This is a genomic window from Rhizobium sp. AN73 (assembly GCF_030757975.1).
Taxonomy (GTDB): domain Bacteria; phylum Pseudomonadota; class Alphaproteobacteria; order Rhizobiales; family Rhizobiaceae; genus Agrobacterium; species Agrobacterium arsenijevicii.
This window is the reverse complement of record NZ_JARWME010000002.1, coordinates 1547560-1570865: the sequence shown is the minus strand read 5'-3', so window position 1 is coordinate 1570865 and position 23306 is coordinate 1547560. Positions and strand designations below refer to the sequence as shown.

General features: G+C 59.8%; 24 protein-coding genes. 6 read left to right on the top strand and 18 right to left on the bottom strand.

The genetic code is table 11. The annotated features are described in order from the left end of the window. Positions 1–140 precede the first annotated feature (140 nt). Positions 141–875, top strand: a complete 735-nt coding sequence (locus RBH10_RS17675; protein WP_281036320.1) for a class I SAM-dependent methyltransferase — start codon at positions 141–143, stop codon at positions 873–875. A gap of 231 nt (positions 876–1106) precedes the next feature. On the opposite strand, the gene RBH10_RS17670 is transcribed toward RBH10_RS17675, so the two are convergent. The 4 genes from RBH10_RS17670 to RBH10_RS17655 form a co-directional block, all read right to left on the bottom strand. Continuing rightward, positions 1107–1949, bottom strand: a complete 843-nt coding sequence (locus RBH10_RS17670; protein ID WP_281036321.1) for an MOSC domain-containing protein — start codon at positions 1947–1949, stop codon at positions 1107–1109. 10 nt (positions 1950–1959) lie between these two features. Then, positions 1960–2604 (bottom strand): HD domain-containing protein, encoded by a 645-nt coding sequence (locus RBH10_RS17665; RefSeq protein ID WP_281036322.1) that lies wholly within the window; start codon positions 2602–2604, stop codon positions 1960–1962. Continuing rightward, on the bottom strand, positions 2601–5363 hold the full coding sequence (locus RBH10_RS17660) for a DUF2339 domain-containing protein (RefSeq protein WP_281036323.1): 2763 nt from the start codon (positions 5361–5363) through the stop codon (positions 2601–2603). Before RBH10_RS17660 ends, RBH10_RS17665 begins: the two co-directional genes overlap by 4 nt. Before the next feature lie 144 nt (positions 5364–5507). Further along, entirely contained in the window at positions 5508–7061 is a 1554-nt protein-coding gene (locus RBH10_RS17655) for a VOC family protein (RefSeq protein ID WP_281036324.1), read from the bottom strand. A 291-nt stretch (positions 7062–7352) separates the two neighbouring features. Between RBH10_RS17655 and RBH10_RS17650 the strand changes: the two genes are divergently transcribed. The 3 genes from RBH10_RS17650 (at position 7353) to RBH10_RS17640 (ending at position 10191) form a co-directional block, all read left to right on the top strand. Further along, on the top strand, positions 7353–8396 hold the full coding sequence (locus RBH10_RS17650; protein WP_281036325.1) for an ABC transporter substrate-binding protein: 1044 nt from the start codon (positions 7353–7355) through the stop codon (positions 8394–8396). A gap of 191 nt (positions 8397–8587) precedes the next feature. Continuing rightward, positions 8588–9376, top strand: coding sequence for an ABC transporter ATP-binding protein (locus tag RBH10_RS17645; RefSeq protein WP_003512279.1), 789 nt, complete (start codon positions 8588–8590; stop codon positions 9374–9376). Beyond that, positions 9373–10191, top strand: coding sequence for an ABC transporter permease (locus RBH10_RS17640; protein ID WP_281036326.1), 819 nt, complete (start codon positions 9373–9375; stop codon positions 10189–10191). The genes RBH10_RS17645 and RBH10_RS17640 overlap by 4 nt, the downstream gene beginning before the upstream one ends. 61 nt (positions 10192–10252) lie before the next feature. Here the strand turns inward: RBH10_RS17640 and RBH10_RS17635 are convergent, their stop codons facing one another. From RBH10_RS17635 to RBH10_RS17595, 9 genes are all read right to left on the bottom strand, one after another. After that, positions 10253–10930: a metal-binding protein ZinT gene (locus RBH10_RS17635; protein WP_281036327.1), complete on the bottom strand. Its 678-nt coding sequence runs from the start codon at positions 10928–10930 to the stop codon at positions 10253–10255. A 201-nt stretch (positions 10931–11131) separates the two neighbouring features. Then, a complete protein-coding gene (locus RBH10_RS17630) occupies positions 11132–11953 on the bottom strand; it encodes a mechanosensitive ion channel family protein (protein ID WP_281036328.1) in 822 nt (273 codons plus the stop codon). A gap of 76 nt (positions 11954–12029) precedes the next feature. Beyond that, a complete protein-coding gene (locus RBH10_RS17625) occupies positions 12030–12548 on the bottom strand; it encodes a tyrosine phosphatase family protein (protein WP_281036329.1) in 519 nt (172 codons plus the stop codon). Further along, entirely contained in the window at positions 12545–13180 is a 636-nt protein-coding gene (locus RBH10_RS17620) for an HD family hydrolase (protein ID WP_281036330.1), read from the bottom strand. Before RBH10_RS17620 ends, RBH10_RS17625 begins: the two co-directional genes overlap by 4 nt. Positions 13181–13182: 2 nt before the next feature. Further along, the gene (locus RBH10_RS17615; RefSeq protein ID WP_281036331.1) at positions 13183–14031 is read right to left on the bottom strand and encodes a folate-binding protein YgfZ; all 849 of its coding nucleotides are present in this window, start codon (positions 14029–14031) and stop codon (positions 13183–13185) included. Positions 14032–14220: 189 nt separating this feature from the next. After that, complete coding sequence (locus RBH10_RS17610) at positions 14221–14988, bottom strand: hypothetical protein (RefSeq protein ID WP_045022622.1); 768 nt, start codon at positions 14986–14988, stop codon at positions 14221–14223. Positions 14989–15002: 14 nt separating this feature from the next. After that, the gene (locus RBH10_RS17605) at positions 15003–15260 is read right to left on the bottom strand and encodes a hypothetical protein (RefSeq protein ID WP_003496894.1); all 258 of its coding nucleotides are present in this window, start codon (positions 15258–15260) and stop codon (positions 15003–15005) included. Positions 15261–15365: 105 nt separating this feature from the next. Continuing rightward, positions 15366–15806, bottom strand: coding sequence for a TIGR02301 family protein (locus RBH10_RS17600; protein WP_045022627.1), 441 nt, complete (start codon positions 15804–15806; stop codon positions 15366–15368). A gap of 83 nt (positions 15807–15889) precedes the next feature. Then, entirely contained in the window at positions 15890–16306 is a 417-nt protein-coding gene (locus RBH10_RS17595; protein ID WP_281036332.1) for an NUDIX hydrolase, read from the bottom strand. Positions 16307–16412: 106 nt separating this feature from the next. Here RBH10_RS17595 and RBH10_RS17590 point away from each other — a divergent pair, with 106 nt between their 5' ends. Together RBH10_RS17590 and RBH10_RS17585 are read left to right on the top strand one after the other, a co-directional pair. Further along, a complete protein-coding gene (locus tag RBH10_RS17590) occupies positions 16413–16736 on the top strand; it encodes a YnfA family protein (RefSeq protein ID WP_045022661.1) in 324 nt (107 codons plus the stop codon). A gap of 10 nt (positions 16737–16746) precedes the next feature. Continuing rightward, positions 16747–17508 carry an SOS response-associated peptidase gene (locus tag RBH10_RS17585; protein ID WP_281036333.1) on the top strand — a complete coding sequence of 254 codons (762 nt, stop codon included), beginning with the start codon at positions 16747–16749 and terminating at the stop codon, positions 17506–17508. Between the two features lie 33 nt (positions 17509–17541). Here RBH10_RS17585 and RBH10_RS17580 read toward each other — a convergent pair whose 3' ends face one another. From RBH10_RS17580 to RBH10_RS17560, 5 genes are all read right to left on the bottom strand, one after another. Continuing rightward, positions 17542–18834, bottom strand: coding sequence for a PleD family two-component system response regulator (locus tag RBH10_RS17580; RefSeq protein WP_045022633.1), 1293 nt, complete (start codon positions 18832–18834; stop codon positions 17542–17544). Between the two features lie 502 nt (positions 18835–19336). Beyond that, positions 19337–19468 (bottom strand): hypothetical protein, encoded by a 132-nt coding sequence (locus RBH10_RS17575; protein ID WP_281036334.1) that lies wholly within the window; start codon positions 19466–19468, stop codon positions 19337–19339. 172 nt (positions 19469–19640) lie between these two features. Continuing rightward, on the bottom strand, positions 19641–20510 hold the full coding sequence (gene pssA / locus RBH10_RS17570) for a CDP-diacylglycerol--serine O-phosphatidyltransferase (protein WP_045022663.1): 870 nt from the start codon (positions 20508–20510) through the stop codon (positions 19641–19643). A gap of 22 nt (positions 20511–20532) precedes the next feature. Beyond that, positions 20533–21231: a phosphatidylserine decarboxylase gene (locus RBH10_RS17565; protein WP_281036335.1), complete on the bottom strand. Its 699-nt coding sequence runs from the start codon at positions 21229–21231 to the stop codon at positions 20533–20535. A gap of 165 nt (positions 21232–21396) precedes the next feature. Further along, positions 21397–23283, bottom strand: a complete 1887-nt coding sequence (locus tag RBH10_RS17560; protein ID WP_281036336.1) for an ABC transporter ATP-binding protein/permease — start codon at positions 23281–23283, stop codon at positions 21397–21399. Between the last annotated feature and the right edge of the window lie 23 nt (positions 23284–23306).

The following is a 23306-nucleotide window of genomic DNA, read 5'->3' as shown; positions in this document are numbered from 1 at the left end:
TGTGCTGCAAAATTCCCCTTTGAAGGAAGGAATATTATCTTTTGTCAGGCCGCCCCACTAGCGACTTTTCTTGACCGCACTATTCGTGTGATTGATAGGATACCCAAAGATGGAATGTCCTCGGGGCAGGTGAGGCGGCAATGAAGCAGAATATTTACGACGATCCCCTGTTTTTCGAGCGTTACAGCGCCATGCCACGCTCTCTGGAAGGGCTGCGGCAGGCGGGTGAGTGGCATGAGTTGCGCGCCATGCTGCCGCCTTTGAAGGACAGGACTGTTCTCGATCTCGGTTGCGGTTTTGGCTGGCATTGCCGTTATGCCGCAGAGCAGGGGGCAACCCATATCGTCGGCGTCGATCTCTCGGAGAATATGCTGCGCCGCGCCGCCGAGATAAACGGCGGTCCCGGCATCGAATACCGCCGCGCCGCAATCGAGGACATCGATTTTGCGCCCGCAAGCTTCGATCTGGTGCTGAGTTCGCTTGCCCTGCATTACGTCCGCGATCTCGACACGGCATTCGCCGGGGTTTTCGCGGCGCTGAAACCCGGCGGCGATTTCGTCTTCTCCATCGAGCATCCCGTGTTCACGGCGCTGGATAAGCAGGATTGGTTTTATGGCGAGGATGGCGAAATCCTGCACTGGCCGCTCGACCACTATCAGAACGAGGGCGTGCGGCATTCCAACTGGATGGCGGACGACGTCGTCAAATATCACCGCACGGTGTCAGGCATTCTCAACACCCTGCTGGCCGCCGGTTTTGCCATCACCCGGCTGGCGGAACCGAGGCCAGACCCCGCTTTGCTGGCTGAGCGGCCGGAGATGAAGCACGAAGACCGCCGCCCGATTTTCCTGATCGTTGGTGCGAAGAAACCGTGACATGAGAGCGGCGTTGCACGGCGTGCGCGATATGATGGATTGAGATCGGTGCGTCGGGCTGGACGCTTGCCGTCGTCCATAGTGCTCCGTGGTCTCCTCATCCCTGTGCTTGTCACAGGGATCCAGCCAGCCCAAGTCCTTGGGCTGAAAGCAGTCCTCCCGTCACGCAGACGCGCGTCGGCTGGATTCCTGTGACAAGCACAGGAATGAGGGAGCGAGGTTGGACCGGCTCTAGCGCCTTTTGATCGCCCAGCCGTCGGCGCGTTCCTCAACCACCTTTGCCACATCGCCGACAGACAGCCTGCCTTCGCCGCGCGGCGTGACGTTCCAGCCGAACAGCGGGCCGGGCACGCGCCGGTCGCCGGACATGCGGATGCGGCCCATGGCTTTCATGGGCGAGGGCACGTCGCGGGAGCCGGTGATCTGGTCCTGTGTGGTCATGATGCAGCGGGCGCAGGGTTTGACGAGATCGAAACGAATGCCGCCGATCTCGATGGCCGCCCAGCGATCCTCCGCCCACGGCTCGTCTGTTTCCAACACTATATTGGGCCGGAACCGTTCCATGCCAACGGCATCCTCGCCATTTGCACGCATATTGTCGTTAAGGGCTGCAAGCGAAGCGGTGGTGGTGACGAGGATCTGATAACCGTCCGCAAAGGTGACGGGCGTTTCGTTGCCGGTCCATTCGAGGCTCGCAATGCGTTTCGACGTGTCGTCAAAGAACACCAGCCTGACCTCGCGTCCAAGCCATGTCGAAAGCGTATCGTTGGTTTCACTGTCGGCGATGTTGGCGCTGACGATCGATTTCCACACCGCCACATCCATGCGCTGCCCGGAAGGCCTGGCGAAAATCTCGCCATTTGATTCCCGCGAAAGCGCCATGCCGCCATCCTCGTGCCGCGCCAGAACCGTGGCGATATCAGGCAATTCGCGCTGGGTGATGAAGTGGCCGGAAGGGTCGGTCAGCATGGCGCGGCGGTCGCCGGGCAGGCCTTCCGCCGTAACATCGCTTTGCGAGAGGACAATGCCGCGCGCGCTTTTCAGCGGATAGATGTTGAGTTCGGTCACACGCATTCAGGTCTCCTCAGATTTCGTCGAGAAACAGGTCGAGTACCTGTTTCAGCCGCTCATGGCGGGCCTTTGCGAGTTCTCGCCCGGTCTTGGTGCGGAAACCGTCTGCAAGCCTGAACAGCTTGGTTTCGAAATGGTCGATGGCAAAGGCGCGGTCATCGAGCGGGCGGTCTCTCGCCAGCGGATCGGCCGGGTCGTAAAGCGCCGAGCCCATGCGTCCGGCAATGTAAAAGCAGCGCGCCGCCCCCACCATACCGATGGCGTCCAGCCGGTCGGCATCCTGAAGGATTTTGGCCTCCAGCGTTTGCGGCTCGATATTGGCGGAAAAACTGTGGGTGGTTATGGCGTGTGCGGCGGCATCTATGTCCGCCTGTTTCCAACCAAGCCCGGCCAGAATGCCGGATGCCTTTTCCGCCGCCAGCCGTGAGGCCTCAGCGCGCAGCGGCGAGTTCTTCTCCACAGCTACGCAATCATGCAAGAGCACGCTCGCCGCCAGCACCGTGCCATCACCGCCTTCGCCCGCATGGATGCGCATGGCGTTGCGGAAGACGCGGTGGATATGGGCAAGATCATGCGAGCCGTCACCCGCATCGGCAGCATGGGGGATCAGTTCCTGCGCAAGCGCCGTATAGGGCGCAAAAGCCTCGGCGGGGATCATGTCTTTGGCTGCCGGGTGAGGATTTTCTGATAGAACAGGCCGATGCCGATCAGCACCGCGCCAAGCCCGATGAAGGACAGTGCTCGCAGCACGCCTTCCAGGTTGCTCATGTCGATCAGGAAGGCCTTGGCAACGGAGATCAGCACGAAGGCAGCCGATGCCAGACGCACGCTGCGGGCATTAAAGCGCGAGCCGAGGACGAGCAGCAGCACGCCGATCAGCAGCCAGACCACCGAATAGCTGTAGGTTTCACCCTGAAGGAAACCCTTCCAGTCAGCGATGTTTTCGCCCTGCCAGAAGCGGCGGACCGAAAGCGTGGCCCAGGCAAAGCCGAGTGCCGCACCGGCCACCGCGAGCAGGCTGACATAAGCGGCGGGCCGCTTGCCGCGTGCGTAATAGGCAAGGCCGCCATAGGCGAGCGCCGGTAGCAGGTAACCGATCAGCAGCAGGTTGAGGAACGGGATGCGGCCGGTATTTTCGCCGGTGAAATAAGGGTTCAGCGTGAAGAAATGCATCGTCAGCACGTTGATGACGGCAATCACGCCGGCGATCATCGAACCGTACCGGAAGACGGGGCTGGGGCTCTTCAGGTCGAGCGTCATCAGCACGCCTGAGAAACCGATGGTCAGCAGCGTGTAGATCGACTGTTCGCCGAGCGTCGGCACACTTTCGTCCAATGTGCCGCCATTCATCGCATGGCGGATGAGGATCGCGACCGCGAGCAGGCCCATAAGGCTGGCGATGGCTTGGAGGAAATTCTTGGCCCTGAAGCCCGGCCAGTCGCGCAGCATCCATGCGGAGACGATGGCGAGCAGCGCCGGAATGCCGTAACCCGGCAGAAGCGCGTTGAAAACCGGCGTGAGCCCAAGATTTTGCGGCCCGACGATGGTGGGTTCCCAGGCGATACGGCCAAGAACAGCAACGCTTGCCACCGCCATCACCCAGGGCAAAATATCCCAGTTGCGATGGCGGGTCGCCAGCACATAACCGAAACCGATGACGGAAAGCAGTACGGTTGTCACAAGCCCTTCCGTCAGCGTGTGCAGGCTAAGCGCGAAGGCGGCGAAGGAGCCGAGCACGAGAATATTGAGCGGTTTGCGATAGGCCTCGTTATTCTGCCGGTGCAGCCATTCAGCACCCGCAATCAGTGCGAAGCCGAGGCCGAGGCCATAGGCCGCGTGCAGCCAGTCGCGGCCGAGATTGCCATATTCGACGAAGCTTGCCGTGCCGAGCCAGACCGGGAAAACTGCGGCAATCCCCGCCCAGAGCTGGGCGAAATCCGGATCGTCCGCGCCCTTGCGTTTCAGGAAGGAAAAACCGCAGAGAAGAAGGATAGCGCCGAGGCCGAGCGCCATGGCGACTGCTGCGGTATAGCCCGTTCCCACAGGGGGAAGGGCGATTGCCGTATCGTTCACGAAGCCGATGAAATCGAGCGCCTGACGCGACATCAGCGAGACCGCAGCCTGCGCGCCGAGCGCGGCGACAATGGCGGGCCACACGGCGTAATGGCGGGAAGCGCCAAGTGCCGCAAGTGTTGCGATAAGAGCCGAAACGATCAGCGCCGGATGTGTATCGATATTGCCCTCGATGACGAGAAAGGCGAATGCCGGCAGGATAGCGGCCATCGATACGGTAAGATTGATGGCCAGCGACGGGCGCAGCAAAAGCCGCATGGCGCGAATGCCGCGCGGCTCAGGCGTGGCGGCTTCGGCAGGTGGCGTATCGAAGCGCCTTCCGGGCCAGATGAATATGGTGCCGGCCAGCATGGCGAGCAGGGAAAGCGTCGGTGGAACGGCTTCTAGCGTGTTGGCGAAGGCGATATAGGCGAGCACCCAGAGGCCGAGACCGGCATTGGCAAGTGAAGGAACCGCGGTCCAGCCCTGTCTGCGCGCTGCAAGAGCGGTCGCCAGCCAGGTGATCGTCAGGAAAATGAAAAGCGACCAGGCACTCGGCGTTTCCGTGGCAATCAGCGCGGGCGTCAGCATCGAGCCGAGAAGGCCGAGACCGGCCAGCGCCTGCCCGTGCAAAAGTGAAAGGCCGATGGTAGCGAAGGCGACAAGCCCAAGCAGGATGAAGGCCGTGGTGGGGCTGATATAGTCGTAAATACCGTAGGCGGCATAAATAACCCCGAACAGGGTCAGTGCACCCGCCGCCGTCAGTACGCCTGGTATCATGGCGTTGGCGTATGTGGTGGCGATGCCAGGCACGGCCTTGCGGCGGATCGCTTCGCCGGCAACGCCGAGAATGAGGCCGAAAATGGCGGCGAGCGAAAGCCGCACTGCCGGGCTGAGCAGCCCCGACTCGATCGAATATTTGACGAGGAAAATACCGCCGAGCGCCAGCGCCAACCCGCCGGCCCAGACGGCCCAGCGCGCGCCGAGCTGGCTTTCGAAGCTTTCTTTTGTCGCCGGTGCGGATGCGCCCTCGCTGGAAAGCGCAAGCGGCTGTTCCTCGCGGGCAACATTCTCCGGCTCCGCCGTGGCTGTGGCCTCTCCGGCTTCGGGTAAATATTCCCTTTCGACGAACTCGTCTTCCGGAGATGCCCGGTTTTCCTGTTCTGCCTCGAAATCCGGGTTTTCCGCGGATGCCGCCGTCTCCGCCTGTGTGGCAAGAGGAGAGGTAACCCCAGTGGCCATCAGGCGCTTCAGGCCGTGAACCTCACGTTCCAGAGACTTGATTCGGCTTGAATTGCGGATGCTCGCGACCAGCGTGTAGATGAAGGCGGCGATGACGGCGAGGATGAGAAACGGGATTTCCAAACAGATTCTCCAATTACGAAGCTGTTTTTAAAGCCCTTTTGGCGAATTTATGCAAGGCTTGGTTGATGAAGGCGGGAGGCTGCCGTTTGTTTCTTCTCCCCGGCGGGAGAAGAAACAAAGAGGCGACGCTGTATCTTTAGATGTTCACGCCGCAAGCCAGCGCCGCGCCGTTTCGATGTCGGCAAGTCCGAGATCATGCCCGTCATCGACCGTTTGCACCTCTGCCTGCGCGCCGCTCGCCGCAAGCCTGCCCTGCACATCGGCCGCCCTGTCGCGGTATTTGTCGCGCTCGCCGGGGACCAGCAGGAAATTCCGGCTGGAAAGATCGGCTTCCGGCCATGTATCGAGAACCGGAATCGGGCGGTAGAGCAGCGCGTCGCCGGCAAATTCGGGGTGAAGCGCCGCAAAGGCCGCATAGAAATTCGCGCCGTTGGAATGGCCGATGAAGCGCAGTTTCGAACGATCGAGACCATAAGACCGGATGGCGCCGTCCATGAAGGCGGCAAAGGCTTCCGCCTCCGCGACGATATCCTTCTGGTCGAAGCTGAAATCGGGAAAACGCCGGAACCAGCGGGCGACGTCTTCTTCCGTACTGCGGCCACGAACGCCGAGAAGTACAGCGCCCGGAGCCGCCCGGTGGGCGAGCGGCATCAGGCTCGTCTCACTGCCACCGGAACCGTGCAGCAGGACGATGGTGCTACCGTCAGGCTTTTCGGGCGTATAAAAACGATGCACGAAGGGCAGGTCGCGATAGACGATGCGCTCTTCGCCCGGCATCGAGAATTGCGGCAGGGCGACGCGCACATCCGCCTCGTCCTTCATGAACAGCGGCGGAATGAACAGGTTTTCGCCGAGTGCCTCCAGCGGTTCGTCAACCGTCATGCCCGGAGCGTCGGTCGCCATTTCGATCAGCACGCCACCCGGTTCGCGGACATAAAGCGAATGGAAATATTTCCGGTCATGGGCATTCGTCGTGCTGGAATTGAGCGATTTCAACCCGGTGAGAACCGTGTTCAATTCCTCCAGATCCTTTGCACGGAAAGCAATGTGATCGACGGTGCCTGTGCCCGGCGCGCTGGACCAGAAGCCGGTGGCGTCACGCACGTCGATGATGTCGCCGCTCTCTGAGACGAGCCGGCGGATCGCGCCCGTCTGGGTTTCCTGCCGGTAGCCGAAATGCTTTTCCAGAAACGCTACCGTCTCTTCCGGCACCTCACTCAGCATCGTCGCGCCATAGATGCGGCGAATGGCGTCTTCTGCGGGGATATCATCCGTTTTGTGCGGCGTGGCATCGGGAAAGGCGTGGGTGCCGACCAGCTTGATAATCAGGCCATCTGGGTCTTTCAGACGGATGACCGGGGTGCCGAATTCGTCGGACGGTCCCTCGGCGCGGATGCCGAATTTCAGCGCCCGCGTCAGCCAGAAACCGATGCTGGCGGGATCGATCGCCAGCGAGACTTCCAGCGTCTGGCCATAGCCGACTCGGCCCTGACCGCCGTCTTCCCAGACCAGAAAGGTCAAAAGCGTGCCGGGCGAGGCATTGCCGTCGCCGTAAAGCAGATGAAGCTGCATGGCATCTTCAAAGCCCGCAGTGCGCTTGACGAGCCTCAAGCCCAGGAAACCGGCGTAAAAATCGACATTCGCCTGCACCTTCCGGGTGATCATCGTGATGTGGTGTATGCCCAGTGCAGAATTCATCTTGCCGTCCCGCCGTTTCGCCTGCTGTTCGTTGCCCTATTTGTCTCACGCGGCACCCGATCCGCAACCCCGGCAAATGAGAACGCTGTGTTCTCTGCGTGAACGATATTCCCGTCGCTTCGTTGCATGCGGCATGCGCAGAAACCGGGCTTTTTGCCTTCTCGGCGATCATTGGTGATTATAAAATGAGCATACAGAATTACGGCTATTTTGTATGCAATTTTATCTTGCCTTGATGGCTGGAATTGGGTCTTATGCAACCAATCCAAACATAACCATCAGGGGGAATAGATGATATTAACGCGTAGGTTGTTGTCCAAGGCTCTGGCCATTGCCGCTGTCGGCGCCGCTGCCGGAATTTCGCTGCCTGCCACGAGCGCCCATGCCGAAACGCCGGTGAAATTCACGCTCGACTGGAAATTCGAAGGCCCCGCCGCCGGTTTCCTGCTGGCGCTCGACAAGGGTTACTTCAAGGCCGAGGGCCTCGACGTGACGATCGACAGCGGCAACGGCTCCGTGGAAGCCATTCCGCGCGTGGCGACGGGCGCTTACCAGATGGGTTTCGGCGACATCAACTCGGTGATGAAGTTCCTCGATGAGGATCCGAGCCAGAAGATCAAGGCCGTATATATGGTCTATGAGCGCCCGACTTTTGCCGTCGTCGGTCGTAAATCGCTCGGCATCACCGGCGATCCGAAATCTCTGGAAGGCAAGAAACTCGGCGCGCCGCCGCCGGATGGCGCTTTTGCACAGTGGCCGGCCTTCAAGCAGGTTGCCGGTCTCGATGACAGCAAGATCAAGATCGAATCGATCGGCTTTCCGGTGCGTGAACCGATGCTTGCCAAGGGTGATGTCGACGGCGTCTTCGGTTTCGCCTTTTCGGTAATCCTCAATCTGAAAAAACAGGGCATCGCCGACGACGATATCGCGACTATCCTGATGGCTGAGCATGGCTTGAATCTTTATGGCAATGCGGTGCTGGTAAACACTGATTTTGCTGAGAAAAACCCGCAAGCGGTCAAGGGATTCATCAAGGCGCTCGCCAAGGGCTTCGCCGATTCCGTCAAGGTCCCGGAAGAGGGTGTGGCGGCCGTTCTCAAGCGCAACGAGACGCTCGATAGCGCCATTGAGCTCGAACGCCTCAACATGGCCAACAGCATGAACATCAAGACGCCCTATGTGGTGGAAAACGGCATGGGCGGCGTCGATCCGGCCCGGCTGGCCGCTTCCCTCGAGACGCTGAAAGTTTCCATGGGCCTGAAGGGCAACGTCAAGGCGGAGCAGGTCTTCGACGCGGCTTATCTGCCGCCCAAGGAAGAGCGCATGCTTCCCTGATGGAGATTGGGGGCAGCACCTGTTTGGCGCGCTTTGAGTGGCGGACTTTCTCCACGTCATCCTCGCCCTTGAGGCGAGGATCCATAGGCGGCTGAAATAGCGGATCCTCGGGGGCAAGCCCGAGGATGACGAAATAGAGGTGTGGCGTTGACCGTGGTGAGGTTGCGCGCGCCGAAAAAATGGGGACTGCGATGTCACATCTCGTGGAAATAGACAATGTCGACATGCGTTACGGCGGGGCGGCCGGTACGCTTGCCGTATCCGGCCTCAACCTGACGGTCGACAAGGGTGAATTCGCGGCCGTCGTCGGCCCGTCCGGCTGCGGCAAGTCGACCCTGATGAAGCTGGTGACGGGGCTGCATATTCCACAGAAAGGCAATGTCATCGTTGCCGGGCGGCAGGTCACGGAACCGGTTTCCATCGTCGGGATGGCGTTTCAAAACCCGACGATGCTGCCATGGCGCACGACGCTTGAAAACATCCTGCTGCCGCTGGAGATCGTCGAGAAGCATCGCCGTCGATTGCGCGCGCATAAGGCCGAATATGTCGCCAAAGCCGAACGCCTGCTGGAAATCGTCGGCCTCAAAGGCTTCGGATCGAAATTCCCCTGGCAGCTTTCCGGCGGCATGCAGCAGCGCGCCAATCTCTGCCGGGCATTGATCCACGAGCCGGACCTTCTGATGTTGGACGAACCGTTCGGCGCGCTCGACGCCTTCACCCGTGAGGAACTGTGGTGCGTCATCCGCGATCTGCATACGGCGCAGCGCGTCACCATCATTCTGGTGACGCATGATCTGCGCGAAGCGACCTTTCTCGCCGACAAGATTTTCGTGATGAGCGCAAGGCCGGGCCGGGTGCTCGCGGAACACCGCGTGCCTTTCGCGCGGCCGCGCCAACTCGATATCATGTATGACAAGGGTTTCAATGACATGGTGCAGGAACTGCATGGCGAGATAGCGCAGGCGAGGGTGGCGGCATGAGTGCGGTCGTGGAAAGCAACATGGCGGCCGCGCCGTCAAAGCCGTTGATTGCCAGGGTCAACTGGGTGAAAGCCGCGCCATGGCTTTATACGCTGGCGCTGTTCGTGCTGTGGGAGTTGCTGGTCTATGCGCTGAAAATGCCGCCGACCATCCTGCCGTCGCCGTTAAGGGTAGGGCAGGCCATCGTGCAGTATTGGTCGCCGATCTGGAAGAACTCGCTGCAGACGCTTTATACGACGACGCTTGGTTTTGCCATCGCAGTCGCCGCTGGCCTCGCCATGGGCCTCTTTATCGGCTGGTCGAAAACCATCTATGCCGGGCTTTATCCGCTGATGATCGGTTTTAACGCCATACCGAAGGTGGCGCTGGTTCCTATCCTCGTTATCTGGTTTGGCATCGGCACCGTGCCCGCCGTTCTGACCGCCTTCCTGATCTCGTTCTTTCCCATCGTCGTCAACGTCGCGACCGGCCTTGCCACCATCGAGCCGGAAACGGAGGATGTGCTGCGCGCACTTGGTGCGAAGAAGATGGACATCATGCTGAAGGTCGGTATTCCGCGCTCCATGCCGTATTTTTTCGGCTCGCTGAAAATCGCCATCACACTTGCCTTTGTCGGCTCGGTCGTGTCGGAAACCGTCGCTTCCAATTACGGCCTCGGCAATATGATGAGTTCGGCGCAGAGCCAGTTCAACGTACCGTTGGTCTTTGCCGGCCTGCTCATGCTCGCCGTAGAAGGCATCGTCATGTACGCAATCATGGCCTGGCTCGAAAAGCGCATGACCGGCTGGGCGCATCGCTCGACCATGGGGCAGTGAATTCAAGAAGGATCGCCCTCCCTCCAGGGTGAGGGCGATCTTTATAAGGCGAGCCGCGCTGTTAATGCGCCGCCATTTCCTTCACGATTTCAGGACCGTCCATCATGAACGGATAATAGGTCGGCCAATTGGTCACCTCGTCGAGCAGCCCCTTGCGGTCATTGCCCCAGTAGAGGTGGTAATGGCCGGCCTTGGTGGGTTCGATGGTGTGGTCGCTGAACTGGATGAATTGCGGCGCTGCCTCGTCGCCACCGATTTTCTTGAAAATGTATCTCACGCCCCTGTTACCCTTTTTATAGGTCAGGATTTCGTAGCCATCGTCGGCATAGGTCGCTTCAACGGGCTTGGCTTCGCGGTAGAACGAAACCTTGCCGTCTTTGATGGTGATGCGGTTGACGTCCGTCTTGTAGCCGATGGCATAATAGGCGCGGTATTCTTCGGCGGTCTTGTCGCCGTGTGCCGCCTTTTCCGCCATGACGGCGTCGAGCGAGCCGTTCAGCAGATAGGGGTAGACCGACTGCCAGTCGCCTTCCCAATCGGAAAGCGTGCGCGGCTTCACCTGTGCGTCCTCGAAATAACCCTTGTAGATCTGTTTCTCGGCTTCGGTCTGGCTGTGGTCATGGCCGTGACTATGCGCGGAGGAAGCCTTGTCGTTTCCGGCCGCCAGTGTCGCGGTCGTCATCAGCAGCATTGAACCGATTGCAAGCGCGCCGGTGACGCGGGTGATGGTTTTTTGCATTTTTCTGGCCCCTTTGTGTGTCCCAAAATCGAAAATTAAGTAATGTAATAACATTACGAATAGGTCGTATAAACACGTCTTTCGCCAGACGCAAGAGCGCCTGTCGCCACCCTTGCGCGAAAAATGACGAAAGCCGGCTGGAGGGCCGGCTTTCAGATGGGGCAGAATGGATGGGAAGGGGGCGGTTCGGGCCCGCTCAGCTCAAGCGGTCTGTGCGTTCAATTCCGCTTTACGCTCATCGAAAGCGAGCTTCATCGCCTTCGTCACGTCACGCGTGGTTGCGAAATAATTGTCGCTGCGCGCCCAATAGCGCAATTTGACGGTGGCGCTGTCGGCGGTGACCGAATCGACGAAGGTGACGGGGGCGGGGTCCAACAGCACCCGGCTCTCCGAGCGCACCACGCGCATCAGCATATCCTGCGCTGAAGCCAGATCCTCGTCATTCGTCACCGTCAGGCTCAATTCGTGGCGGCGTGAAGGGAAGCGGCTGTAATTGGTGATCGGCACGTTCCACAGGGTGGAATTGGGGGCAAGGCGGTAAAGCCCGTCGCTGGTTTTAAGCTCGGTCGCAAACAGGCCAATTTCGATCACCGTGCCGCTGACGGCACCGGTCTCGATATACTCACCGACCCGGAAGGGGCGCAGTACAAGAAGCATGATGCCGGCGGCGATGTTCTGCAACGTGCCCTGCAACGCAAGGCCGATGGCGAGACCGGCGGCGCCGAGTGCGGCAAGAATGGAGGCCGTCTGCACGCCGAACTGGCCGAGCACCATGACCAGCACCAGAATAAGCACCACATAACGGATGGCGCCTGCGAAGAAACCGGCAAGCGTCGCATCGAAGCCGCGGATGCGCGACAGTCCCTGAAAAGCCCAGCGTTGCAGGAAAGTCGCGGCCAGCCAGCCGATGATCAACAGCACAAGCGCGCCGATGATCGAAAAGGAATATTGCACCGCCAGCGTGCTCGCCTGCCGTACCGCAGCCTGCGATGCGACGATGATGTCCGTTGCCTGTTGTTCCATGAATTATCCCGTGATTCTTATTGCTGTTCAGCTTTGGTAACGACCGGACGCCGCAGGGTTCCGCCAAAAGGCGGTATCAGTTGCCGAGCGGCAGCACGAAGGGCACGTTGCCATCCGTATCCGCCCCCCGGCCGATCTTCTTGATTGCCGCCACCAGCCTGCCATCGCGCCCGAGCAACCGGTCGCCGATTGCGATGATGCGGGTATTGGGGGTGGCATAGGGCGAGACAGCGCGCAGGCTGAGAGCAAGCGCCATGTCGTCCTGATCAGGATAAAGGCTAAGTGCGGCGATGACGGCGGCGGCGGGCGAGCGCGACACGCCCATCCAGCAATGGATGAGAAGCGGCGCGGACTGGTCCCATTCGCGGGCGAACTCGATCAGCCGCAGCACATGCGCATCATCAGGCGCAATGAGATCACCAGTGCCCTTGAAGGCAATGTCGTTCATGGCAAGCGTCAGGTGGCGGTCGGCGGCAATCACCGCCGGGCGGTGAAAGGTCTGCTCCTTGGCGATCAGCGTCACCATTTCGCGGGCCTTGTGTTTCACGGCCATTTCCGCGATCCGCGACAGTGGCGAGACAACGATAGCGGTCATTTTGCCCCTCCAGCCGCTTTGCCGGTTTTGACCACACGCATCGTCTCGATCGCCTCGAAGCGTTCGACGAACCGCTTCTGCGCCTCGGTGGAGGGGAGCGGAATAATATCGAACATATCGCGGGTGATGCCGCGCGGCAGGCCAAAGAATTTCTGGGCTTCAGTGATGGAAAAGCCGGCAAGCTCCGTCGCCTCGAAAAAGGCGGCAACCGTATCGGCCTTCTTGATGCGGTCCTTCAACTCTCGCGAGGCATGCGGCGGCAGGCCGAAGCGCAAATGCACGGCGGCTTCCAGCCTCTTCTCCACGGTCTTGTAACCGCCGCCGACCACGGATTTGAACGGCGAGATCATGTCGCCGATGACATATTCGGGTGCGTCGTGCAAAAGCGCCATCTGCATGTCGTCGGGCGTCGCATTCGTGCACATGCGGCAGAAGATGTTTTCCACGATAAGGCTGTGCTGGGCGACGGAAAAGGCATGGTCGCCACGCGTCTGACCGTTCCAGCGGGCGACGCGGGCAAGGCCATGGGCGATATCGGCAATTTCCACGTCTAGCGGCGAGGGGTCGAGCAGGTCGAGCCGCCGTCCGGAAAGCATGCGCTGCCAGGCGCGCGGGCTTTTAGCGGGCGCCACTCTTATTCCTCCGCCTGAGCTGCGGGATCAACCGCCGGGAAGGAGAGGCCGCTCCAGACCGGCAAGGCCACGGTGACAGTGACGGTCTCCGCAAGCAGCGGCGTACCGGATGCAAGCGCATCGGCAATGCGGTCGATCCGCACGATGGCAAGCGCCCTGTTGCCGCAAACGGTTCCAAGCGTGCCGACGGGCTTTCCATTGGCGGTGATATCAGTTCCCGTGGCGGGAAGCGCGCTTTCGGCGGAAACGGTCACAACGCGCCGTCTTGCCGTGCCGCGATGTTTCATGCGCGAGACGACTTCCTGACCGACAAAGCAGCCCTTCTTGAAGGAGACACCGTCATTCACATCCATCAGCACGTCATGGGGAAAAGCGTCCTGAAGCGCGTAATCCCGGCCGGATTCGGCAATTCCGTGGTCGATGCGCAGGGCGTCATAGGCCGCTATGTCGCCTGAGGTTGAAGCACCCGGAACACGGTAAAGATCGATACCGGCCTTGGCAAAACGGCCATCCTTCGTGCCTGCCTCCGGCATGCCCTCGTTCCAGAAAACGCTGATGCCTTCCGTTGGTTCGAGTTTGAGATCGACAGGCGCACGCAGCTTGTACATGGTCAGGCGGCGTAGCAGCGCATCCTGTTCGGCGGCACCCGTTTCAATCAGGTAATCCGTGCCGTCGCGCGCAATCAGGAAATCAAACAGGATCTTGCCCTGCGGCGTCAGAAGTGCCGAAGCACGCGCCTCGCCTTGCGGCAGGTTTTCAACATCGGCCGTGATCAGATTGTTCAGAAACTCTTCGGCACCCGTGCCGGAAACTCTGATCAGGCGGCGGTCGGCAAGAAAGGCGGAAGGCATGGCGTCACCGTTCGGTTCATCGAGAGCGTCTCCGGCCACAATTGCTGAGGGCTGCCCGAGGCAATCTGCGGAAATGCTCTTTTTCTGTTTCGCGCAATTCCTGGTGCGGAACCGCAACGCGGCTCTGCTGAATTGCTCATTCCGCACAGTTAGGATTTTTGCAAAAGAACGGCAAGCACCACGATGCGATCAATCGCCGGCGGTGAAGAACTTCCACTTGCCATCGGGCGAAATGCCGATGCGGTAAAAGCTGTAATTGCCATATTCCTGCATGTCGGCCAGATCGCCTGCCGTGATGATGCGCAGCAGCTCCACCTTCTCGGGCGCGGTCAGCGTATTGAGCGGCTTTCCGGCGAAATAGGGGAAAACATAGGCTTCATCCGGCGTGCCGGCGTCGATATGGGCATAACCCGTCGAAAGCAGGTCGATGATGATCGCCAGCACTTCAAGACCATCGGGATCGCCGGAATAGCTTTTCAGCGCCGCAATCGGGTCGTCGCTGTCAGTGCCGTCGATACGGAACTGCTTGTCGCTGGCGGTGATGAACGGCCGCATTTTTTCGATATCGCCCGAAGAGGCAGCGTCGATGAGCTGCTGGCGAAGCTTGCGCACGGCTTCCGGCGCCTTGGAGACGTCATGCTCGATCACGACGGACATCTCAGGCGTATTGTCCGGCTTGGCGGGCTGCTGGGTCGATTGACCGGCAGAACGGTCGACGAGAGGGTCGGGCAGGGGAATGCCGTCCGAATCACCTTCGATCTCGTCGGGCTCGGGAGTCTGGGGCCGCTGCGGCTGCTCGCCATTTTGGGCTTGCGGCTCGCTTTCGGTATTTTGCGCCGGTTTCAGCTCGGAAAGTGCAAAGGCACGGCTGGGCAAGCCAATAGACCCGGCGGTCAGGGCAAGCAGGATGGACAGCATGGCGGAAGAGCGCAAAAGCCCCTTGCTCAGGCAAGACATGATAGACCCCGACTTTACTGTATCACCCGCTGCGGAGAAAATTCGCCTTCAAGCATGCGCTGGCGCAGCGATTCCAGCATTGCTTCAGCACCGGCTTCGCCGTGCATACGGATGGTTTCGCGCATGGCCAGAGCGATTGCGGCGTCGGCGATGATCTCCGGCTCGATGCCGTCGGCCATGCCGTCAGCCCATGCCTCGTTCTGGTGTTCCAGAGCGACCTGCATCTTTTCATGCACGATCATATCGTCGATTTCGTTACGGCTCGTCTGCATTTTTCATCCTCGACAGGGCGGGCAAGTCCTTACCACCCTGTTAACAACACTAGCAGCCTTTTATCAAAACGGCACGGGCTGCGGCGAAAAGAGGTTAACAATCCGCTAATTTCCGAACCTTGACGCTATTTCTTGAGCAAGTGTTGCCCCTTCGTTACGGTAGCCCTCTTCTGCCATGACGGCGGCGCGTGTGCAACTGGTGTGGATAGCCGCAAAGGAACGATATCCACGGTTGAATGCAGCCGTCATGCGCTGGCGCCTTTCGGGTTCGTTGGCCGTATCGGCAGCCAGAAGATCACTCATCGATTTGCGCCAGTCCTCCGGTCCGGAGGAAGGGCACAGCGTTCTCAGATATTGCACCGCGCCCAATATTTCCGACAGCCGTGCCAGCCTGTCGTCATAGGGTGCGGGTTTGGGCGGTTGTGCTTCCGCCGGGCGAACCTCATTGGAAACGGCCTTGGAAGGCTGCGCATAGGCAACGCCTTCTTGCCCGGCAGGAACCAGCATGGTGAGGAAAAGAGACAGGAAAATGGTTGGCCGTATCAAAATTCTATTCTGCCCCACACATACTCGTGAACACCCGGCGGGCGGATAGACCTTAGATAATAGCGATTCTGGCTGGCTGGCAATCATGCAAGCAGACGCTCGGCGCATTCGACCACGCTTTCCGGCGCCGGCAGCCGGCGGATTTCCGCCAATGTGTACCAGCCCGCATCCGCCGCGTCGTCGGCCGCCGTCACTGCCGGGTCCGCATCCGTTTCCACGGTAAAAACGGAGAGGAAATAGTGGCTCGTCAGCGCGCCTTCCGCATCACGCGACGGCAGGTCGTAGGTCGCGAACAATTGCGGTTTGCGTGCGAGGATACCGGTTTCCTCGTGAAGTTCACGCAACGCCGTCTCGGCTGGCGTTTCTCCCTCTTCGCCGCGCCCGCCCGGAAAGGCGAACATGTCTTTCGACGGCGGGTTGATGCGGCGCACGAGAAGCAGCCTGTCTCCATTCCTGACGATGGCGGAAGAGGCGGGGCGGGGCTTTATACGAAGGGTCATGAATGGTTTCGCTTGTTTCAGCCGTCTTGGGCCTGTCTATATTGGTCCGGGAACACCGATGCTGTATTCGGGAATCGGTTCGATTGTGCACGCAGAAGACGGTGGAATGAAGGTCTATCTTATCTATGCATTGGCCGCTGTCGCGGAAATCGCCGGTTGCTTTTCCTTCTGGGCCTGGCTGAAACTCGACAAGACGGGCTGGATATTGCTGCCGGGCATGCTGGCGCTCGCCGCTTTTGCCTGGGCTTTGACGCTGGTGCCGACCGAGACGGCGGGCAGGGCATATGCCGCCTATGGCGGAATTTACATTGCCGCATCGCTTCTCTGGCTCTGGGGCGTGGAAGGGCATGTGCCGGATAAATGGGATATCGCCGGCGGTGCCGTCTGCCTTGCGGGCACGGCCATCATTCTATTCGGCCCCCGCGCCTGAGGAGACAAACATGTGCGGACGTTTCGTGCTGAAAGCCACGCCGGAAGAGATCGCTGATTATCTCGACCTGATCGGTCTTGAGGATTTTCCCGCCCGTTTCAACATCGCGCCCACGCAGCCTATCCTGATCGTGCTTGAGGGCGAACGGCAGGAGCGCGGCAGTAACCTGCCCAACCGACGGGCCATGCTGGTGCGCTGGGGTTTTCTGCCCGGCTGGGTCAAGGATCCGAAGGATTTTCCGCTGCTCATCAATGCGCGTTCGGAAACGGCCATCGGCAAGGCATCGTTCCGGGCGGCGATGCGCCATCGCCGCGTGCTGATACCGGCAACCGGCTTTTACGAATGGCGACGGCCGCCGAAGGAGGAGGGCGGCAAGCCCCAGCCCTATTTTATCCGCCCGAAAAACGGCGGCATCGTCGCTTTTGCCGGCCTTATGGAGACGTGGTCCTCTGCCGACGGGTCCGAGGTCGATACCGGCGCCATCCTCACCACCGCCGCCAATGCCGCGATCGGCCGCATCCACGACCGGATGCCGGTGGTGATCGCGCCGGAGGATTTCAGCCGCTGGCTGGATTGCAAGACGCAGGAGCCACGCGAGGTGGCCGACCTGATGCGGCCGGTTCAGGACGATTTTTTCGAGATGATCCCGGTCTCGGACAAGGTCAACAAGGTCGCAAATGTCGGCGCGGACCTGATTGAGCCGGTGCCGGAAAGTGCGCCGCTGGCAAAGATCAGACCGCCCAAGGATGACGGCCAGATGTCATTGTTTTAACGTGCCGGTTGGGCCTGCCTCGGGTGAAAAATATCAGCCGTTCCGGCCCATTTTCAGCAGGCCTTCCTGAATCATGATGTCGGAATAGACGCGATTGCGGCCATTCGCCTTGGCGAGATAGAGCAGCTGGTCTGCGGCATTGAGCTGGTTGTCGAAGGGTTCGCCCTTTTCGATTTCCACGACGCCGAGCGAAATCGTCAGGCCGAGACTGCTGCCGCTCAAATGGCGGCCGTCCTTTTCCACGCGTTCGCGCAGCTTTTCGCAGAACTGGGAGGCGGCATGGGCATCCAGCCCGCGCAGGAACACGGCGAATTCCTCGCCGCCGAGGCGTGCAGGAATGTGGCGCGCCTCATGACACATTTCATGCAAAAGCTCGGCGAGCTTTTTCAGAGCCCTGTCGCCTGCATCGTGTCCCAGCGTGTCGTTGATCTTCTTGAAATGGTCGATGTCGAGAATGGCAACCGCGCCGTTCTCGGCATCGTCATTGATGACCTGCATCAGCGCCCGCGTGCGCTCGAAGAAGGAGCGGCGGTTCGGCAATCCGGTCAGATGGTCACGCTCTGCCAGTTCCCGCAGCCGTTTGAGCTGTTTCAGCGTTTCAATATTGTTGTCGATGCGGCACTGCAATTCTTCCGGCACGAAGGGGCGGTAGACGAAATCCGACGCCCCGGCCTTCAGGAAGCTTGCCGAAAGCAGCCGATCCGTGGAGGACGATATGCCGATGACCCGCAGATTTTCGGATGAGCGGCTGTCGCAGATGCGGCGCGTCAGCTCGTAACCATCCATGTCGGGCATATGATAATCGGTGATGACAAGCTGGATCGACGGGTCCTGCGACAGGATTTCCAGCGCCCGATTGCCCGAATGGGCTTCGCTGACCTTGAAATTCTGCCGTTCCAGAATTTCCACGAGACCGGAACGCGCGGTGCGCGCATCATCGACCACCAGGACGGAAAACTGCCTGTTGGTCAAAATCCGGTCGACCGTCTTGACCACCGCATCGACGGTGCGATGACCGTCCTTGACGATGTAGTCGATGATTTTCTTCTCGGCGTAGCGCTTGCGCGCCTCCTCGTCCACCGTGGCGGTGAAGACGATAGCCGGTACCTTGCGTTCGGAAAGAAGTGCGAGAATTTCGCCCTTCGGCGCATCGGGCAGATTGAGCCCGGTCAGCGCCAGTGTGAAATCATGGGCCTGCAACAGGATATCGGCCTGCGCCATGCTGTCACAATGAATGACCTCAGCCTGCGTTTCCTCCGAGAGCCGCGTTTTCAGCAGTATGGAAAGAGCAACGGAATCTTCAATCAGAAGGATTTTGTCCTGCATGCCGTCCCAAGCCCCCCAATGGCCCGTCTCGACGTTTTTCCCGAAACACCGGACTCTCCGTCACCGTATGTCTACGGATGCGAAAATCGAGCTTGCGCATTGTTGCGGGAAGAATCGCGAAAGTAGAAAACTCTTTGATGTTCAGTAGTCTATACGAAACTATCCGTACAGCCAAACCGCAGAAGTGGAGCGTTGTACGCCTGTTTCGTTGCAACTTGGTTACGGAAAATGTCAGGATTTATGAAATGTCGTATCTTTTGTATGATTTTTGAAGTTGTGACTTATAAAAGCTACGGCGCCGATGATGGCGCCGCGCGATTGCCGGAAATTTTTTCGGCAAGATGTTGGTGAGCAGCAAGACCAGCAACTACTTCGCCGGCGATAGTAAAAACCGGAAGCTGTCCCTGAATGAAACAGTCTTGTCTCAGGCGGTACTATTGTGCAAAAACAAGGTGTTGCAGCGCTTTGCTCTTTCCGTTCAAGTCGGAAGGAGCAAATGTGTTCAGACGGTTTTGGCGGCAGGCTTGCGCTTCTGCATCAGGGCTGCGGCCGCGACGGCCTTCAGTCCGAGCGGGCGGTAGTGGCTGTTGAGGTCGGGCTTCGCCTGCGGCTGTGCCTTCGTCTCGTTCGTCATTTTTCTCTCTCCACAATTCACGCCAATCGCCTGTGCGAAGCGTGTGAGCGACCTCTTTCGAGGGAAATCTTGACGGATTCGAGGCGAAAAAAACGAAGCCGACTTTTCGGGGCTGCGACATTTTGTGCCACATCCCAAAGCCGGCTTGCGCGAGAAAAATAAACCTGCGGTTTTAAATACCGCGATCGAGGCCGTCGCCGCCATCCGCATCGCCATGCGCGTCTTCTTCGATGGTCAGCGTGCCGTAACGGCGGTGCCACAGGCGGGCGCTGAGGGGAATGAAGAGGAGATAGGCGGCAACGGTCAGAACCAGTACTTCCCAGGTGAAGCTCATCAGCATCGCCACGTAAAGCACAACGACGAGGATCATCGGCAGCACCAGATCGCGACGGATGCGGCTGGTGCCGGATTTTCCCGACCAGACCGGCAGGCGGCTGATGAGAAGATAACCGATCAGCACGGTGTAGGCCGCAGCAACATAGGCGAAGGGCTTGCCCGGCTCGACGCCGAGGAAACCGAGATAAACAGGCAGAAGCACCAGCATGGCGCCCATCGGGGCCGGAACGCCGACGAAAAATTCGTTCTGCCACGGCGCTTTCACCGGCCGCTCGATCATGACGTTGAAGCGCGCCAGGCGCAGGCCGGCGGCAATGACATAGATGAGCGCGGCGATCCAGCCGATCGAGCGGACCTGATCGAGCAGATAGATATAGACGACGAGGGCAGGGGCGACACCGAAATTGACGATGTCGGCCAGACTGTCCATCTGTTCGCCGAATTTGGAGGTCGCCTTCATCATGCGGGCGATGCGCCCGTCGATGCCGTCGAGGAAGGCGGCGAGCAGCACCATGCCAACGGCCAGCTCGAAGCGGCCTTCGATGGCAAGGCGCACGCCGCTCAGGCCCGCACAAATGGCCAGAACGGTGATGAGATTGGGAACCACGAGGCGAAAGGGGATTTCCCTCAGACGCGGCCCACGGCCGCTATCGTTGCGGCCCTCAGGTTTTCCGTTCTGTTGCGGCTCCGAAATCGGCGTTTCCATGCGCATGCCCTTCCTGTTTCCGTCAGCCGCGGCGGCTGACGACCGGGCCCTTGGCGGAGCCGAATTCGGCAAGCACGGTTTCACCGGCAATTGCCGTCTGGCCCACCGAAACGCGCGGCTCAAAACCTTCGGGAAGAAAGATGTCGAGGCGCGAACCGAAGCGGATAAGACCGAAACGCTCGCCGGCATCAACAGGTTCATTCGGCTTGACCCAGCAGACGATGCGGCGGGCGACCATGCCGGCAATCTGCACCACGCCGACCTTGCCATGCGATGTCTCGATCACGAGGCCATTGCGCTCATTGTCTTCGGAGGCCTTGTCCACTTCCGCGTTGAGGAAGAGGCCGGGGCGGTAGGCGACATTGACGATGCGGCCACGCACGGGCGCGCGGTTCACATGGCAATTGAACACGTTCATGAACACCGAGATGCGTACCATCGGCTCCTTGCCGAGTTCCAGCTCCAGCGGCGGAACGACGGTCTGGACGGCGGAAACCTTGCCGTCGGCAGGGCTGATGATCAGGTCGTCATCCTGCGGCGTCACGCGCTCGGGATCGCGGAAGAAGTAGGCGCACCAGGCCGTCAGAACGAGACCGACCCAGAACAGCGGTTCGGAGATCCAGCCGAGCACCAACGATGCGACGAAGAAGGCGGCCACGAAGACGTAGCCTTCCTTGTGGATCGGTACGATGGTGTTGCGAATGGTGTCGAACAGATTCATAAGTTTCCTTGCTCCGGTTTTCGCCTGTCACGTCTGTATATTGTCGTGATACGACATGATCCATACGGGCATGCGACAAAGTTCGCCTAGCTGGTTACAGCCAAACTTCCCGCCCGGCAATGGTCCGGTTGGTGTGCAGCCCCTGTTGTCAGGGGTTTATGCCCGTCAATGCGCGGGTTCGCCGCGGTCTACTACGCCCAGATCGTCGGTTTCGCGTACATGGCGCAACATTTCCTCTGCCCGGATCGCTTCGCGCTGGCGGCTCCACATCGAGGCATAAAGCCCGTTCTGCGCCATCAGTGAGGCGTGTGTTCCACGCTCGGCGATCAAACCTTCCTTCAGCACGATGATTTCATCGGCACTGATGACGGTGGAGAGGCGGTGGGCGATGACCAGCGTCGTGCGGTTTTTCGAAACGATATCAAGCGCGCTCTGGATTTCCTGTTCGGTGTGGGTATCGAGCGCCGACGTCGCCTCGTCGAGAATGAGGATCGGCGGCGCCTTCAGAATGGTTCTGGCAATCGCCACGCGCTGCTTTTCACCGCCGGAAAGTTTCAGGCCCCGCTCACCGACCATGGTGGCGTAACCATCCGGCAGCTTGCCGATGAAGGCGCTGATCTGCGCCGCATCCGCCGCCGCCGTGACTTCGTCATTCGTTGCCGAAGGGCGGCCGTAACGGATGTTGTAGGCGAGCGTGTCATTGAACAGCACCGTATCCTGCGGGACCATGCCGATGACGGAGCGCAGGCTCTGCTGCGTCACGTCGCGTATGTCCTGTCCGTCGATGGTGACGGCGCCTTCCTGAATATCGTAAAAACGATAGAGCAGGCGCGAGATCGTGGATTTGCCCGCACCCGAAGGGCCGACGATCGCCACGGTCTTGCCCGCCGGCACATCGAAGGAAACACCCTTCAAAATAGGTCTTTCGGGATCATAGGCGAAATGCACGTCGCGGAAGGAGATGGCGCCCGGTCCGGCGGCAAGCGGTTTCGCATCCGCCTTGTCGGTAACCTCGGCCTCGACCTCGAGAAGCTCGAACATCTGTTCGATATCGGTCAATCCCTGGCGGATTTCGCGATAAACGAATCCGATGAAGTTCAGCGGCACCGAAAGCTGCAGCAGAAGCGCATTGACGAACACGAAATCGCCGATGGTCTGTTCGCCGCGCTGCACGGCAAGCGCCGACATCACCATCATGACAGTGGAGCCGATGCCGAAGATCACGCCCTGGCCGAAGTTCAGCCAGCCGAGCGATGTCCAGATCGAGATCGCTGATTTTTCGTAACGCTCCATGGCGACGTCGAAGCGTTTGGCCTCCATCTCTTCGTTGCCGAAATATTTGACCGTTTCGAAATTCAACAGCGAGTCGATCGCCTTGGTGTTGGCGTCGGTGTCGCTGTCGTTCATGGCGCGGCGAATGCCGATACGCCAGTTGCTGGCCCGGACGGTGAACCAGATATAGGCCCAGACGGTAATAACCGTAACCAGCACGTAGGAAAATCCGTAGGACGCCCAGAAGATAATCGCCGTCAGCAGGAACTCGATGAATGTCGGCGCGGTGTTGAGGATGGTGAAGCGGACAATGGTTTCGATGCCCTTGGTGCCGCGCTCGATAACCCGCGAAAGCCCGCCAGTCTTGCGTTCCAGATGGAAGCGCAGCGAAAGCCGGTGCATGTGCACGAAGGTTCGGTAGGCGAGCTGGCGCACCGCATGCTGGCCGACGCTGGCGAAAAGCGAATCGCGCAGCTGGTTGAGGCCGACCTGGATCAGTCGCGTCAGATTATAGGCGATAACAAGGGCGACTGCGCCGAGCAGGAAGGCCGGAACCAGCCCGACCATGTCCAGCTTGCCGTTCAGCGCATCCGTTGCCCATTTGAAGAAATAGGGGACGAGGATCAGTACCAGCTTGGCGACGATGAGGAACACCGTCGCCCAGATCACCCGCATCTTCAGGTCAAGCCGACCTTCCGGCCACATATATGGCCAGAGATTGATCAGGGTCTGCGTGGGATTACTGGAATCCGCCGAAATGGTTTTTTTCTTGGTGGCCATCATTCGCTCCGGTCACTGCCGGA

What these genes read in the sequence shown, in the direction of transcription:
- RBH10_RS17675 (WP_281036320.1), top strand. Translation starts at nt 141, where the DNA reads ATGAAGCAGAATATTTACGACGATCCCCTGTTTTTCGAGCGTTACAGC.
- RBH10_RS17670 (WP_281036321.1), bottom strand. Translation starts at nt 1,949, where the DNA reads ATGCGTGTGACCGAACTCAACATCTATCCGCTGAAAAGCGCGCGCGGC.
- RBH10_RS17665 (WP_281036322.1), bottom strand. Translation starts at nt 2,604, where the DNA reads ATGATCCCCGCCGAGGCTTTTGCGCCCTATACGGCGCTTGCGCAGGAA.
- RBH10_RS17655 (WP_281036324.1), bottom strand. Translation starts at nt 7,061, where the DNA reads ATGAATTCTGCACTGGGCATACACCACATCACGATGATCACCCGGAAG.
- RBH10_RS17650 (WP_281036325.1), top strand. Translation starts at nt 7,353, where the DNA reads ATGATATTAACGCGTAGGTTGTTGTCCAAGGCTCTGGCCATTGCCGCT.
- RBH10_RS17645 (WP_003512279.1), top strand. Translation starts at nt 8,588, where the DNA reads ATGTCACATCTCGTGGAAATAGACAATGTCGACATGCGTTACGGCGGG.
- RBH10_RS17640 (WP_281036326.1), top strand. Translation starts at nt 9,373, where the DNA reads ATGAGTGCGGTCGTGGAAAGCAACATGGCGGCCGCGCCGTCAAAGCCG.
- RBH10_RS17635 (WP_281036327.1), bottom strand. Translation starts at nt 10,930, where the DNA reads ATGCAAAAAACCATCACCCGCGTCACCGGCGCGCTTGCAATCGGTTCA.
- RBH10_RS17630 (WP_281036328.1), bottom strand. Translation starts at nt 11,953, where the DNA reads ATGGAACAACAGGCAACGGACATCATCGTCGCATCGCAGGCTGCGGTA.
- RBH10_RS17625 (WP_281036329.1), bottom strand. Translation starts at nt 12,548, where the DNA reads ATGACCGCTATCGTTGTCTCGCCACTGTCGCGGATCGCGGAAATGGCC.
- RBH10_RS17615 (WP_281036331.1), bottom strand. Translation starts at nt 14,031, where the DNA reads ATGCCTTCCGCCTTTCTTGCCGACCGCCGCCTGATCAGAGTTTCCGGC.
- RBH10_RS17610 (WP_045022622.1), bottom strand. Translation starts at nt 14,988, where the DNA reads ATGTCTTGCCTGAGCAAGGGGCTTTTGCGCTCTTCCGCCATGCTGTCC.
- RBH10_RS17605 (WP_003496894.1), bottom strand. Translation starts at nt 15,260, where the DNA reads ATGCAGACGAGCCGTAACGAAATCGACGATATGATCGTGCATGAAAAG.
- RBH10_RS17595 (WP_281036332.1), bottom strand. Translation starts at nt 16,306, where the DNA reads ATGACCCTTCGTATAAAGCCCCGCCCCGCCTCTTCCGCCATCGTCAGG.
- RBH10_RS17590 (WP_045022661.1), top strand. Translation starts at nt 16,413, where the DNA reads ATGAAGGTCTATCTTATCTATGCATTGGCCGCTGTCGCGGAAATCGCC.
- RBH10_RS17585 (WP_281036333.1), top strand. Translation starts at nt 16,747, where the DNA reads ATGTGCGGACGTTTCGTGCTGAAAGCCACGCCGGAAGAGATCGCTGAT.
- RBH10_RS17580 (WP_045022633.1), bottom strand. Translation starts at nt 18,834, where the DNA reads ATGCAGGACAAAATCCTTCTGATTGAAGATTCCGTTGCTCTTTCCATA.
- RBH10_RS17575 (WP_281036334.1), bottom strand. Translation starts at nt 19,468, where the DNA reads ATGACGAACGAGACGAAGGCACAGCCGCAGGCGAAGCCCGACCTCAAC.
- pssA (WP_045022663.1), bottom strand. Translation starts at nt 20,510, where the DNA reads ATGGAAACGCCGATTTCGGAGCCGCAACAGAACGGAAAACCTGAGGGC.
- RBH10_RS17565 (WP_281036335.1), bottom strand. Translation starts at nt 21,231, where the DNA reads ATGAATCTGTTCGACACCATTCGCAACACCATCGTACCGATCCACAAG.
- RBH10_RS17560 (WP_281036336.1), bottom strand. Translation starts at nt 23,283, where the DNA reads ATGGCCACCAAGAAAAAAACCATTTCGGCGGATTCCAGTAATCCCACG.